The sequence below is a fragment of the Flavobacterium anhuiense genome (assembly GCF_050990855.1).
Classification (GTDB): Bacteria; Bacteroidota; Bacteroidia; order Flavobacteriales; family Flavobacteriaceae; genus Flavobacterium; species Flavobacterium anhuiense_C.
In genome coordinates, this window is the sequence record NZ_CP158861.1 from 183,086 (window position 1) to 198,133 (window position 15,048).

Sequence of the window (15,048 nt, forward strand, 5' to 3'; positions counted from 1 at the left end):
ATTTGCTTCCTCAAAAATGCAAATTATGATTTATGTTTTTAAAACTTCCGTAGATAATCAGATTAAATTCGAATCGGCTTCTGTATTATTAAATCAATTATTGCCAGAATCTCAGTGGAATTTCGACCTTGAAGATTGTGACAACATTTTACGAGTAGACAGCGAATTAAATGTTGCCGAACTGCTTCAAAACAATACCATTTTCGATTGTATCGAATTAGAATAAACCTTTACAAGCCTTTTAAAAATTTTTAATGGAATCAAAATTATACCAAAACCGATCTTTTGAAACAATCGATTATTCGGAACAAAGTTTAGCCAATACCGAATTTGTCAACTGCGAATTCATTAACTGCAATTTCTCAAAAAGCGATTTAAGCCATAATGACTTTCTGGATTGCACTTTCAAAAACTGTAATCTTTCTTTGGCAACTTTACGAAATACTGGTTTGAAAAACATTCAATTTATTGGCTGTAAATTAATGGGATTAGATTTTAGTGCCTGCAATAGTTTTTTGTTTTCGATGAATTTTCAAGATTGCATTTTGGACTATTCCACTTTTATTTATAAAAAGCTAAAAAAGACCAATTTCATAGATTGCTTTTTAAAAGAAACAGATTTCTCCAACACCGATTTGTCCCTAGCTGTTTTTAAAAATTGCGAGCTTTCTGGTGCCACTTTCGTGGAAAGCATTCTAGAAAAAACCGATTTCAGAACTTCTAGAAATTATGCATTTGATCCATCAGAAAATAAAATTAAAGGAACAAAGGTTTCGCATGCGGCACTTGCAGGATTGCTTCAAAAATTTGATTTATCTATTGAATAAGTTTTTAGTTTCTTACGTGACTGAAAACTGAAACTGTAACTAAAATTGAAAAGCGGGATTGCAAACTTAATTGCATCCCGCTTTTCCTATTTAATCAACCACGATTTTTATTTAATCCAACGAGGATCTCCCACTTTTCTATCAATTAATGTTTGATTTTTAATTGTGAAATCACCGCTTGGCGCATTAGTAAATTGAGGATCTAGTACAGTTGCAGAAGCATCTGGTCTATTGTTACTCGTTGTAACCTGTAAATTAGGCGAATTGAAATTATTATTATTTGAGAACGTCGGCGCAGCTGTTGCTGTAGTATTTGTATAAACTGCCGACCCCACATTTAATATTGTATTACGCACAGCTAATACATTTGAAACAAAACGCACATACAAGATTCTACTTGCAGCTGGAAGTGTAGGCGCATAAATTGTACACGCATCAATTGTAACATTGCTTGTTAAACCTGTTCCTGACAATCCTGTTGCCGCATCTAAACGTATGAAATCACGAGAAGAACAAGTATCGAATGTACTTTTTGTTAAAGAAACACTTGCCACATAAGTAGTTCGGAAATCGATAAAATCAGCACCTGCATTCGTATTTACATTTTCAACAATACTATTATCTACAGTGAACGATTTTAATCTTGCCGCTGTATTTCCGTAAATTAGTTGAGATGGGAAATCATGAACATAACTGCCGCTAATTAAAACATCTCCTAAATTTGTTGTACCTGCTGTTCCAATTGTAATTGCGCCACCAGTTGTTCCTGCACCACTTAAATCTATGTCTACTAAAGAGAAACTAACCAGCTCACTTGCATTACTTGGATTATTCCCTAGTGTAAAGTTAAATTTAAGTTTTGGTTTATCGCCAGGTCTCAAACCTCTTAATGTTAAAGTTTTATTTACTGCGATAGTTCCTGTTTGACCTGTATAATCACCAGGCATGAAAACTAAAACAGATCCAGAAGGCGCGCTAGCAATTTTTTGAAGAATATCATCTCCTAATTTTACTAATATTCCTGTTCCAATATCTATTCCTGTTGTAAATGTTGCATCACCTCTTTTCTTGGTGCCATTTAATAAAGTTGCCGTATAAGCAGTTTCTGGTGTTAAGCCTGTTAAAGTAGCAGCTCCAGCTGTTTTTTCAGCAGGTGTAATGGTATGCACAATATTTCCAGGCATAGCCGTAATTTGTGTTACAGCGCTATTTGGAATCCATCTTAATGTAACTTGAGTTGCTTCAATATCTGCATCTTGAACTGGGAACATTATTTGTTCTGATAATGTTGTTGCAGTTATAACAGACCATTTAGAATCTTCTAATCCTGAAGTAACAGATTTTACCCTAATAGAATAAGTTGTTTCTCCTTCTAGTGCCACTTGAACAGGAAGTTCTGTTGGTGCGACATTTATAGTTTTATAAATTGTACTAAAACTAGGATCATCTGCGCTAAATTCTACTACAAAATGATCTGCATTTTCCCCTTTTTTAACTGTCCAATTCAATTCAACTGTAGTTTTATTTCTAATGGTAGCTTTAAGTCCAATTGGAGAAAATTCTCTTGTATTTCCTATACCGTCTAATAACGCTTCATTATAACTTTCGCAGCTTGAAACAGCAATCGAAAGAAACAATACGGCTATTAATCCTTTAAATATATTTATTGTTTTCATCATAATAACTTCTAATTTATTATTAGTTTTTTGAAAGATTTTAGTAACCGTAATCATTTTTCAGCTGGTTATTACTTGCATCAATAAACACTTGCCATATTGGCCAGAATTGTCTATTGTCAGGATTAACACCTGGTTTGTACAACGAAGCGATTTTAGTATCAGCTGCTGTTCCTGTCCAAGTCCATGAAGTAGATGAATATAATACTCCAGGATTTGTAGTTTCTCCACGATTAAGTCCATAGATATCTAAACTTACATTATCCGCTTTATATTTATAATACAAAGTTGCTGGCACATCAGCATACTGTCCTGAGCGAGCTGATAGTTCTGTCATTTTTTGTTTTGCTTCGTCTAATTTAGCTTTAAGCAAGTTCCAACGTATAAGCGCTTGCTTACGCTCCATTTCTCCTGTAAATTCATATTTATTCTCTAAAACAAGAGCATTAAACATTGCTTCTTTACTAGTTAAAGCATCTACGTAAGCGTCAACCTTTACAGCCTGATTAGCTGATGCAAATGATCTTCTACGTATTTCTTTTAAATAAGGAGCTGCTGCACTTGGTCCTTCTAATTCGTTTGCAGTTTCAGCAGCGATAAGAAGTACCTCAGCATAACGCATATACATTTTATTAACACCATCATCATTTGTAGATGTCACATAACGTTTCATCCATTCGTAACGATATTTACCAAAGTACCACGTATCTAAAGAACCTAATTCTTGTTTTGCAATTCCATTAACTGCTGCACCATATTTATAAGGCACGCATGTAACATCTCTACGAGTATCTGCTTGATCGTAATCGTAGAAAACAAATGGCAATGGTCCAGCTACACCTCCACGGTTAGCACCATTAGCTTGAAATTGATCTGCAGCAGCAGTATGTTTTACAGCAAACGTAAACAACATTCTACCACGTCCGTCAGAAAAAGGAAGTTCCCATAGAGATTCTCCTCCGGCTGTAGTAACTTCTTCGTTGTATTTTCTCCATAATCCTTCAAAAGTAGATTCTAAACGAGCTGAACCACTTTGAATTACTTCACGAGATTCTTTTAATGCCAATGCATACATAGAAGCAACTGAAAGCTCTGGATCATTACTTCTTCTTACTCCATCAGGATATTGTTGAAAGCCACTTGCAGCCAAAGCCAAACGTGCTCTGAATCCTTTTACAAATGCTTTGTTAACATGTTCTACTGTACTAGTATAAGAAGTCGCATTTGGCCACGCAACCAATGTTGATGCTTCTCCTAAATCTGCAATAATTTGTTTGTAAATAACATCTCTACTAGATTTAGGCAAATATAAAGTTGCAGTCGTTATAGGCTCAAAACGAGCTGGAACATCTCCCCAAGTTTTAAGTAAATCAGCATAATAAATCGCTCTAAGAGTTAAAGCCTCTCCTAATAACTGCCCCATTTCGCTACCAGCCACAGGGTTTCCATATTGACGCATACCTTGAATACAAATATTGGCACGCTCAATACCTTGATACATCATTGCGTAAGCATTATTTGTAGTATTCATTTCGGTATTGGTTGGCTTAGGATCATAAACGCAAAGATCTGCTTTATCTCCTGCCGTTTGTGAAGCAGCAAACCATTCTACGTCAGTATTAAGTCCGTAATAAGGTAAAAATCTTCCTCTGTATGAGTTAGTTTCAGCAAATGGCACTTTAATTCCATCAACAGCTCCTTTAGCAAGTTGCACATTTGAAAATATCAAAGGGGTATCTAATGTAGACTTTGCAGGTGTATCAAGGTAATCATCTTCAAATTGCTGGCAAGAACTAAATAAACCCGCAATAATCAATCCCGCTATTATTATTTTATGTTTCATTTTTGTAATCGTTTAAATTAGAAATTAAGATTCATCCCAAAAATCATTTGTCTGCTTCTTGGATAAGGGCTTGAATCAACCCCTGGCGTAAGTGGATTTTTTCTTTTCGTAGAAACCTCTGGATCAGAACCAGAATAGTTAGTCCAAACAAAAACATTGCTTGCCGTTAGATAAAATCTCAATTTAGAAATTCCTAGTTTAGATGTAAACATTTCAGGTGTAGTATACCCTAATGTTAAAGTATTCAATCTTAAAAACGATGCGTCTTCAGCTGCCCAATCTGTAAATATAGCAGATCTCATGTATGGAGACCACATAGTTGTATTAGCATTAAGCGCTGCTAAAGCTTGTGGATTGTCTGTTACCAACTGGCCTGTTGCAGGATCCAAGTTTGTCCATCTTTTTCCGTCAGCCATTGTAGAATTTAAGTTTTTATATTCTGATGAAGCGTTAGCTGTCGAAAATTCAATTTTATCAGCGTTGTAAACATCATTACCAATACTCCAGTTAAATGCCGCCATTAAGTCAAAGCCATAAGCATTACCATTAATAACAAAACCTCCTGAACTTTTAGGGTTATAATTTCCAATCACTGTTTGATCGTTAACATCTACTTTACCATCTCCATTTATATCTTTTAATTTCATGTCTCCAGGTTTAAGAGAGCTTCCGTCACCCACTAGAGAAGTAGAAGTATTCACTACACCGCTTTTTAAAACATATTTTCCTCCCACATAATCAAAGTCTGAAACTTCATATCTTCCATCATTTCTATAACCGTACATACTTCCTAATGAAGAACCAACTGCGATAAGATAATCATTTCCAATTTGTGAAGAAGCCCATCCTGTTCCTTGTCCAAAATCACTCATAACACCTAATGAGTTAATACGGTTTTTGTTTACTGCCATATTGAATGAAAAACTCAATCCGTATTTCGCTTTTTCAATAGCCACTACGTTTATAGTAGCCTCAATACCTGAATTTTGTGTTTGTCCCATGTTACGGTATTGGAAATCATATCCAACTCCTGAAACTGGAAAATTGATTAATAAATCACTCGTTTTGTTAATATAGTAATCAAAATTACCACTCAAGCGATTCTTGAAAAATGCAAAATCTAAACCAATATTTTGAGTAACTGTTGTTTCCCATTTCAAGTCAGGATTAGGCATTGTTTTAGAAGGCGCCCAAACACTGGTAACTCCGTTAATCCATGTTGTTGGTGTCGATTGGAAAATTTGAATTTGCTGTCCAACAGGGATATTATTATTACCCGCTTCACCATAACTTGCTCTTAATTTTAAAAGACTTATCCAAGTTTTATTTTTTAACCAATTCTCTTCAGACATTTTCCATCCTGCTGCAAAAGCCGGGAAATATCCCCAACGATTCTGGTCTAAAAATTTACTAGATCCGTCTGCACGAAACGTAGCCGAAAGAATATAACGGTTTTTATAATCATAATTTGCACGTCCGAAGAAAGATAATAATCTATCATCAGGGCTGTAATAATTATCTATTGCTTGAGGAACACCTTGTGTCGTAAGTGTTTTTGCTTTTTCAAAATCAAAGAAACTAGGATATCCATGTATCGTGCTTGTTACTGTATTTGTGGTATACGTGATACTTTCCTCCCCTACAAGAGCAGTTAAGTGGTGATCGTCTCCCATTATTTTTTTGAAATCGTAATTTAATGTATTAGCATTTCTAAAACGTTTCTCTTTACCATCTGCCATAATCATAGCAGGCAAACCTTGTAATGTAGCGATTGGCGCATTATTTACATAATAAGTACTTGGTCCATAAAAACGATAATCTAGATTACTATAATTATCCAAACCTAAATCTACTTTCAATTTTAAATTATCAACTATTTCCCATCCAAAACTTCCAAGCATATTGAAGTTCTTACGAAGTTGTTCACGGTCAGCATCGCGTATAGCAGTAAAAGGATTGATCAATACATCAGATCCATCTCCAGCTACATCTCCTGAAGTTAGACCAGCAACTGGAAGTGGTGCATACCCCACAATGGTACGCATACGTGAGTCTGATGAAGATTTTTCGTTTTGCTCATTTACTCCCGCACCCTCAATTTCAGTATCTGAATAACGCATAGTAAAAGCCACATCAATCTTATCAGTTATTTTGCTTTTTAAAGCCAATGACAAGTTATTTCTTTTATAGTTTGAGCCGACCATAATAGCCTTTTCATCAAAATGCGCATAATTGAAGTTATAATTAAGCTTATCTGTTCCTCCTCTAATTCCTAAATCGCGGCTTTGCACTTCGCCTGTACGTCCAAAAATTTGTTTTTGCCAATCATCTCCTTTTAGACCTTTGTACATGTCATGATCCTCCCAATTCCCAAAATATTTAGTGTATGAATCTGGATTAGTTGGCACTTTTGTACCGCTTTGAGAAAGCAAAGCATATTCGTATTGCCATTTAGTATAATCTTCTGGCGACAAAACATCAATTTCATTGGCCATCTGCTTCATACCGTAAAACATATTGAAGTTTACTGCCATTTTTCCATCTTTTCCGCTTTTTGTCGTAATCAAAATTACTCCATTTGCACCACGTGATCCGTAGATTGCAGTCGAAGCAGCATCTTTTAATACAGTCATCGTATCAATATCAGATGAAGAAATATCATTCATATTATTGATAGGAAAACCATCTACAATAATAAGAGGCGAAGAATCTTGAGTAAGCGAACCACCGCCACGAACTCTAATTCTAATATCAGCATCTGGAGAACCTTCTGATGAAGTTACTTGTACCCCAGCAATTCTACCTGTTAAAGCCTCAGCGACATTTGCCACTGGAACTTTTTTCAAATCTGTACCTGAAATAGTAGATACAGCTCCTGTTAAATCAGATTTTTTAGCAGTTCCATATCCAATTACAACAACTTCATTTAAGCTATTAGAATCTTCAGTCATGGTTGCATTTACCTTGGTTTTTCCGTCGGCAGACACATCGATGGTTTTAAATCCGATAAAAGAAAAGCTTAAAATCGCTTTTGGATTAGTCAGCTTTAATTTAAAATGCCCGTCAAAATCGGTAGAAGTTCCGTTCTTAGTTCCTTTTTCTAAGACGTTTACCCCAGGAAGAGAAAGTCCCGCAGCATCCTTCACGGTTCCCTCTATCGTTGTGCCCTGTGCGTGTACTTGACTACCGATCAATAAGCACAGTAAGAAAACAAGTTTAAAGCAAAAATTTGCTCCTTTGTTTAATAGTTCTTTAAAGTTCATGGTTGATTGTTTAAGTTATTAATGTTTTTTCTTTTTGGTTTAAGTGGTTTTTTGTGGTTACTTTCAATTCATTTTTTAGTTAATTTTTGTGGTTTTATTTTAACAGTACTTTATTTATCTCTTCACTAAAGCTTTATTCCTGCTCTATTTCTTCTCTTTTTACTTAATCGATTTCGAAGAATGAAAATAAAGTTGTAATCGATTACACAAACATAGATATTTTTTTCAAACGAAAAATAAAATTTCCCAAAAAATTCATAAAAAAAATTACATATTAAAAATTTTAATGGTTTTTTATGTGACATATATAATTTATATCAATATAAAATATTAATAATATTATTATTAATCGATCATTTGATTCGCTTTTTGCAAAAAAAACAATCGATTACATGAATATTAATTGTGAAATTATTAGGTGTTGTTTTTACACTTAAAAAGTTAAAATAAAATTAAAAAAAAAGAAAAGATTTAATTTACACTTCAGAATTTATCATGATTTTACCTATAAATATGGACCTGCAAATAAAAGAAAAGGTACTTCTGACTATAAGTTTGCATACAACACGGCATAAAAAAAGCCCTTAAACAAAAGTTAAGGGCTTAAAAAATGAGCTTTTTAAAAATTATATTGGCTGCATTTGAAGCTGTTTTTGATGTAATCTCATCAATATGAAAGTAATAACCATTCCTGTCATGGCCATCGCAATACCTATAAGATTTGGTGAAGCAAAATTGTAACCCGCTGCTAATGGCAATCCTCCCAAGAAAGCTCCTAAAGCATTCCCAATATTAAAACTTCCTTGAAGTGCCGCCGAAGCAATCATTTCAGCGTCTTTGGCTGTTTTGATCATAAGCATTTGAATTGGCGCGATAACTGAGAAAGAAATTGCCCCTGTTAAAAAGGTTAAAAATAATGATATGTATTGATTAAAAGAGAAAAAGTAAACCATTAGCAAATCAAGCACCATCACAAACAATAAAGCAAGTACGGTTGGTGCCGGCGAATATTTATCTGCCAATTTTCCTCCCACAAAATTCCCGACAACCATTCCCAATCCTGCTAAGATTAAAATTGAAGAAACATCTTCTGGTGAAAACTTAGATACATTAATTAATAAAGGAGCAATGTAACTGATCCAAGCAAAAAGACCTCCAAAACCAATTGCGGTGATTCCGATAATTAACCAAGCTTCTGTTTTCTTAAAGAATTGAAGTTGTGTTTTCATATTCACACTTTCACCTTTTTCAAGATTCGGCATCCATAAATAAATTGCTAAAAAGGTTAATAAACCCACAATCGCAATTAATACAAAGGTATAACGCCAAATAAAATGGTGACCTATATAAGTACCAATTGGTACACCTATTAAGTTAGCAATCGTTAAACCGGCAAACATTATAGAGATAGCCTGTGCTTCTTTTCCTTTGTCTGCCAATCGGCTTGCGACTACCGCTCCCACTCCAAAGAATGCTCCGTGTGGCAATCCAGATAAAAATCGAGAAGCAAATAAAACATTATAATCGGGGGCAATAATTGACAAGGCATTGAAAACTGCCAACATAACAGCTAAAATTAAAAGCATTTTTTTAGGCGCATAATTTCTTCCTGCAATTACTAATAAAGGCGCTCCAATAACAACTCCAAGGGCATAAGATGAAATTAAATATCCTGCAACCGGAATCGAAACTTTCATATCTGAAGCAATATCTGGGAGTAATCCCATCATTACAAATTCTGTAATACCAATAGTTAACCCTCCTAAAGAGAGTGCAATAAGACTTTTTTTCATTTTGATTTATTGTAGAAAGGAATAGATTTCTACGATGCAAAATTAACACCGTTAACCTTAAAAAAAGTTGTAAATTTGTGATATAAAATTGTATATTTAAATCATGCCGAAATTAAATCAATTTAAAACGCTCGTTCTTGATGAATTTGAAGAAGAGAAATTTCATCTTCCACCGCATACGCATACGTATTACGAAATCATTTATATTAAAAAAGGAAGCGGTATTCATCATTTGAATCATAATCTGCTTCCGTATAAAGCTGGAGACTTATTTGTGATTTCGCCAGACGACGAACATTATTTTGATATCAAGAAAAGTACGCGATTTATTTTCATCAAATTCACTGATAATTATTTCAATTCGAAACAAAATCTGACTTGCGATGAATTTTTAGTAAATACTCCTGAAAGTTTCATGCGAGATAAAATCTTAAAAGAAACGGTTTTAAAGTTTGATGAACCCTGCAAAACGATTTTAAAAAACACGGTCGAAAACATTGTTACTTACGATAAATATATTGACGTGACTTCCTCACCCATTGTTTTCTATCAGATTCTTTCCATTTTTGGTTTGATAAAAGAAACAATCCGCTGCATGAATTTACAGATGCAATCGACTCATTTGGATAATGAACAAATTGCCAATTACATTCATCAGAATATTTATCAGCCAAAATTGGTTCAGGTAAAAGTGATTGCTGACCATTTTAATATTGCGCAAACGTATTTTAGTGCTTATTTCAAAAGAACATTCAGCATTAGTTATCGCGAATACATTCATAATTTGAGAACAACTTTAATTGAAAAGAGATTTCACAACAATCAATTGCCGATTAAGCAGATTGCATACGAATTTGGTTTTACGGATGAAAGCCATTTGACGAATTATTTTAAAAAACGCAAAAACATGAAACCAACCGATTTTAAGAAACTGTAGTTATCGAAATCTTAAAAAGTAATTTCCTCGAACATTTTTAGCTAAATTTGTATTTCAAAAACAATTTCTTTGAAAAAGAAAATCCACATCATACTGCTTTTTATAACACTTAGTTTCTTTTTGAATCCGAGTTATACTTCTGCATGCAATATGGGACATCACAAAGAAATTGCTTCTAAAGAAGAAAGCAGCTGTTCTAAAAAATGCTGCGAAAAGAAAACCTCAAAGCAAGAAAAACATTCATGCGATGGAAAATGCCGTCATTCTGGCTGTACAACTTCAGCTTTGCAATTCGTTATTTTGACTTCAAATGATCTTGATTTACAAAATGATGTTTTTAATTTTTCTTTGAAAAACAAGATTTCATCTTACAGTAATTCTACCATTTCTTCTGGATTTACTTCTATTTGGCTGAAGCCGAAAATATAATTATTGCATTTGTGACAGCCCATATTGGGTCTTTTCGAAATCAACTTTTTTAATTAATTTTAAAGGAAATTAAATCCTTTACCTAATATTATATACCATGAAAAAATCAATCATAGCTTTAGCAACAGTACTAACCCTTTCATTTAGTGCAAATAACATTCAGGCAAATACTGTAAAATTAGAATCAGGAACAACAGAAATCGTTGATGCTAGTCAGCTTCAATCGGTTTATGACGCTTATTTTAATGTAAAAGATGCGCTTATTAAAAGTGACAGCAAATTGACTTCGGCGAAAGCTGCAACTTTATTAGCAGCGATTTCTGCAGTAAAAATGGACAAATTAAAAAGCAACGAACATACCGTTTGGATGAAAGTGGTTAAAAAATTAACTGCTGATGCTAAAAGTATTTCAGCTACAACAGATCTTAAAAAACAACGTGAGACTTTTAAATCTTTATCTAAAAGCACTTACGATTTAATAAAAGTTTCAAATCCAGAACAGCCAATCTACAAACAATATTACCCTATGGCAGATGCTGATTGGTTAAGCAAAGAGAAAGCAGTTAAGAATCCATACTACGGTTCTTCGATGTTGACTTGCGGAAACGTGGTAGAAACGATCAAATAATATGAAGCTCTACATCAAAAACATGGTGTGCGCGAGATGCAAAATGGTTGTGGAGTCTGAGTTGGAAAAACTCGGACTTCAAACTATTGCTATAGAATTAGGTGAAGTGGAATTGGAACAAGATATCAGCGACGAGCAGAAAGAAGTTTTATTGAAGAACTTGCAAACTTTAGGTTTTGATTTAATTGATGATAAAAAGACAAAAACCGTCGAAAAAATCAAGAATCTGATTGTCGATTTGGTGCATCATAAAAACAATGATCTGAAAATCAACTTATCTGATTATTTAGCCGAAAACCTGAATCAAGATTATAATTCGCTGAGCAATTTGTTTTCGGAAATTGAAAACACCACAATTGAAAAGTATTTCATCAGTCAGAAAATTGAAAAAGTAAAGGAATTATTGATTTACAACGAGCTTTCGTTAAGTGAAATTGCCGATATTCTGAATTACAGCAATGTGGCACATTTGAGTAATCAATTCAAGAAAATTACAGGCTTTACTCCTACTTCTTTCAAACAATCAAAAGATAAAAAACGTATTCAAATTGAGAATATATAATTTCTTTTAAAGGCGAAAAATTTTTCTCTCGCAGATTTAAACAGATTAAGCAGATATTTTTTGATTAATAAAATTTAAATCTGCTCAATCTGCGGAATCTGCGAGAGATTTAACCGCAAGGTTCGCAAAGGTATACGCAAAGGACGCTAAGATTTTTTAGCCACAGATTATAATGATTAAAAGGATTTTAAAAATCTGTGATAATCTTTTTAATCTGTGGTTAACTTTTTTACATAACGATTTCGCAATTTATTCAGAACATAGCCCAAGGTTTCAACCTTGGGTACACAAAGATTGGAACACGATACGTACCCAAGGTTGAAACCTTGGGCTATGTTTTATATAGAATTCGAAAAGTTAATTTAAGACAAAGCTTTGCGAACTTTTTAATCTCAAAAAAGAAAAAAAAGCTTAGCGCAATTTGCGTATACCTTTGCGCTCTTTGCGGTTAAAAAAACAGCATTTAGTAAATCTTACAAATCATTCACAAAATTCTACAAACCGAAATCACACTTACTACCGAAATTTGCATTGTAATACTTAAAAACCAATACGATGACTCATCAATATATAATTTCAGGAATGTCGTGCAACGGATGCCGAACCAAAGTCGAAAAAACGTTGAACGAAGTTGAAGGAGTTCAAGCAGAAGTAACTTTGAATCCGCCAACGGCAACGATTACAATGGAAAAACATGTTCCGACAGAAAAATTCCAAGAAGTTTTAAGTGCTGCTGGAAATTATACTATTGAAATGGATTCTCCTAAAAATCATGGCGAAGCTAAATCTTGCTGTTCTAGTCATAAAAAAGAGAATCATGACCATAATCTTCATAAAACAGAAACTAAAAAAGTGCATCAGCACAGTGCAAATGGCGTTTATTATTGTCCAATGCATTGTGAAGGCGACAAAACCTATAACAAACCCGGAGATTGTCCTGTTTGCGGAATGGATTTAGTGCCACAAGTTGCGATAACTGCAACACAATTCACTTGTCCGATGCATCCAGAAATTGTTTCAGACGAACCAGGTGATTGCCCAATTTGCGGAATGGATTTGGTTCCGATGCAAGCTTCTGAAAGCGAAGAAAACAAAACCTATTCTGATTTATTAAAGAAAATGAAAATCGCGACTTTGTTTACGCTTCCTATTTTCATTATTTCAATGTCAGAAATGATTCCCAATAATCCTTTATATAATATAATGTCGGTCGAAAAATGGAACTGGGTTCAGTTTCTGTTTTCGCTTCCCGTTTTGTTTTATGCAGGCTGGATGTTTTTCGTTCGCGCTTACAAATCAATTATGACTTGGAATTTGAATATGTTTACACTAATCGGTATCGGAACCAGCGTTGCTTTCCTGTTTAGTATTGTCGGAATGTTTTTTCCAGATATTTTCCCTTCAGAATTCAAATCACATCACGGAACCATTCATTTGTATTTTGAAGCCGCAACCGTAATTATCACCTTGGTTTTACTAGGACAATTATTGGAAGCCAAAGCGCACGGACAAACCAATGGCGCAATAAAAGAACTTTTGAAACTTGCTCCTACTGAAGCGACTTTAGTAGAAAACGGAATTGATAAAGTAATATCCATTCATAATATTAAAAAAGGTGATTTGCTTCGCGTAAAACCTGGAGAAAAAATTCCTGTGGACGGAAAAATAACTTCTGGTGAAAGCAGCATCGACGAATCAATGATTACAGGAGAACCAATTCCTGTAGATAAAAAAGTTGATGATGCTGTAATTTCTGGAACTATAAACGGCACAAAATCGTTTGTAATGATTGCCGAAAAAGTAGGTTCAGAAACTATGCTTTCGCAAATTATTGAAATGGTAAATAATGCCAGCAGATCTCGCGCTCCAATTCAGAAATTAGCCGATCGTGTTTCTAAATATTTCGTTCCGACTGTTGTTTTTATTTCAATTTTGACATTTATCCTTTGGGCGAAATTCGGTCCAGAACCTGCTTATGTTTATGGATTGATTAATGCCATTGCGGTTCTAATTATTGCTTGTCCTTGCGCACTTGGTTTAGCAACTCCAATGTCTGTAATGGTTGGGGTTGGGAAAGGCGCTCAAAACGGAATTTTAATAAAAAATGCCGAGGCCTTAGAAAACATGAACAAAATTGATGTTTTAATTACAGATAAAACGGGAACCATTACAGAAGGAAAACCATCTGTAGAAAAAATATTTGCCGTAAATAACAATGAAGATTTTCTGCTTCAAAACATTGCTTCTTTGAATCAACACAGCGAACATCCTTTGGCGCAAGCCGTAGTTTCTTTCGCGAAAGCAAAAAACATTTCGCTAAAAGAAGTGCAAGGTTTTGAAACTATTGCAGGAAAAGGTGTTATAGGAACTATCGAAGACAAAAAAGTAGCTTTAGGAAATAAAAAATTAATGGATGAAATCGGAGTTTCTATCTCTTCAGATTTAGAAAACAAAGTGACGGCCGAACAAAATCTTGGAAAAACTATTTCGTATATTTCTATTGAAAAAGAAGTTTTAGGTTTTGTTGCAATCACCGATGCCATCAAAGAAAACAGTACAAAAGCAATTAAAGAACTAATCGATCAAGGTGTTGAAGTAATCATGCTGACTGGAGATAATCACAACACAGCAAAAGCTGTTGCTGAGCAATTGCATTTGAGTTCTTTTAAAGCCGATTGTCTTCCAGAAGATAAATTAAAAGAAATTGAACGTCTTCAAGCGCAAGGAAAAATTGTAGCAATGGCCGGAGACGGAATCAACGACGCCCCTGCTTTGGCACAATCCAATATCGGAATTGCAATGGGAACTGGAACCGATGTTGCCATTGAAAGTGCTAAAATCACGTTGGTAAAAGGCGACTTAAACGGAATTGTAAAAGCAAAAAACTTAAGTCAAGCCGTAATGTCCAACATCAAACAAAACTTGTTCTTTGCCTTTATTTATAACACTTTGGGAGTGCCAATTGCAGCAGGAATTTTATTTCCATTTTTAGGAATCTTGCTTTCGCCAATGTTGGCAGCGGTTGCTATGAGTTTAAGTTCTGTTTCAGTAATCGTAAATGCTTTACGATTGAGAAATCTAAAATTATAA

Annotated in this window: 11 protein-coding genes; 7 read left to right on the forward strand and 4 right to left on the reverse strand. The window is 34.3% G+C overall.

Going from position 1 to position 15,048, the window contains the following annotated elements; all coding sequences use genetic code 11:
* Positions 1-25: 25 nt before the first annotated feature.
* Together ABTV69_RS00895 and ABTV69_RS00900 are read left to right on the forward strand one after the other, a co-directional pair.
* Positions 26-226 carry a hypothetical protein gene (locus tag ABTV69_RS00895; RefSeq protein ID WP_433833426.1) on the forward strand — a complete coding sequence of 67 codons (201 nt, stop codon included), beginning with the start codon at positions 26-28 and terminating at the stop codon, positions 224-226.
* Between the two features lie 28 nt (positions 227-254).
* Positions 255-827 (forward strand): pentapeptide repeat-containing protein, encoded by a 573-nt coding sequence (locus ABTV69_RS00900; RefSeq protein WP_433833428.1) that lies wholly within the window; start codon positions 255-257, stop codon positions 825-827.
* Between the two features lie 107 nt (positions 828-934).
* Here the strand turns inward: ABTV69_RS00900 and ABTV69_RS00905 are convergent, their stop codons facing one another.
* The 4 genes from ABTV69_RS00905 to ABTV69_RS00920 form a co-directional block, all read right to left on the reverse strand.
* Entirely contained in the window at positions 935-2,506 is a 1,572-nt protein-coding gene (locus ABTV69_RS00905) for a DUF5123 domain-containing protein (RefSeq protein WP_433833430.1), read from the reverse strand.
* A gap of 37 nt (positions 2,507-2,543) precedes the next feature.
* Positions 2,544-4,346, reverse strand: a complete 1,803-nt coding sequence (locus tag ABTV69_RS00910) for a RagB/SusD family nutrient uptake outer membrane protein (protein ID WP_433833432.1) — start codon at positions 4,344-4,346, stop codon at positions 2,544-2,546.
* A 17-nt stretch (positions 4,347-4,363) separates the two neighbouring features.
* The gene (locus ABTV69_RS00915) at positions 4,364-7,609 is read right to left on the reverse strand and encodes a SusC/RagA family TonB-linked outer membrane protein (RefSeq protein WP_433833434.1); all 3,246 of its coding nucleotides are present in this window, start codon (positions 7,607-7,609) and stop codon (positions 4,364-4,366) included.
* A 626-nt stretch (positions 7,610-8,235) separates the two neighbouring features.
* Complete coding sequence (locus tag ABTV69_RS00920) at positions 8,236-9,402, reverse strand: MFS transporter (RefSeq protein ID WP_433833436.1); 1,167 nt, start codon at positions 9,400-9,402, stop codon at positions 8,236-8,238.
* A 103-nt stretch (positions 9,403-9,505) separates the two neighbouring features.
* Between ABTV69_RS00920 and ABTV69_RS00925 the strand changes: the two genes are divergently transcribed.
* From ABTV69_RS00925 to ABTV69_RS00945, 5 genes are all read left to right on the forward strand, one after another.
* Entirely contained in the window at positions 9,506-10,339 is an 834-nt protein-coding gene (locus ABTV69_RS00925; RefSeq protein WP_433833438.1) for an AraC family transcriptional regulator, read from the forward strand.
* A 69-nt stretch (positions 10,340-10,408) separates the two neighbouring features.
* A complete protein-coding gene (locus ABTV69_RS00930; RefSeq protein WP_433833440.1) occupies positions 10,409-10,768 on the forward strand; it encodes a hypothetical protein in 360 nt (119 codons plus the stop codon).
* A 97-nt stretch (positions 10,769-10,865) separates the two neighbouring features.
* Complete coding sequence (locus tag ABTV69_RS00935) at positions 10,866-11,396, forward strand: DUF3347 domain-containing protein (RefSeq protein ID WP_433833442.1); 531 nt, start codon at positions 10,866-10,868, stop codon at positions 11,394-11,396.
* A gap of 1 nt (position 11,397) precedes the next feature.
* A complete protein-coding gene (locus tag ABTV69_RS00940) occupies positions 11,398-11,958 on the forward strand; it encodes a helix-turn-helix domain-containing protein (RefSeq protein WP_433833444.1) in 561 nt (186 codons plus the stop codon).
* Positions 11,959-12,513: 555 nt separating this feature from the next.
* On the forward strand, positions 12,514-15,048 hold the full coding sequence (locus tag ABTV69_RS00945; RefSeq protein ID WP_433833446.1) for a heavy metal translocating P-type ATPase: 2,535 nt from the start codon (positions 12,514-12,516) through the stop codon (positions 15,046-15,048).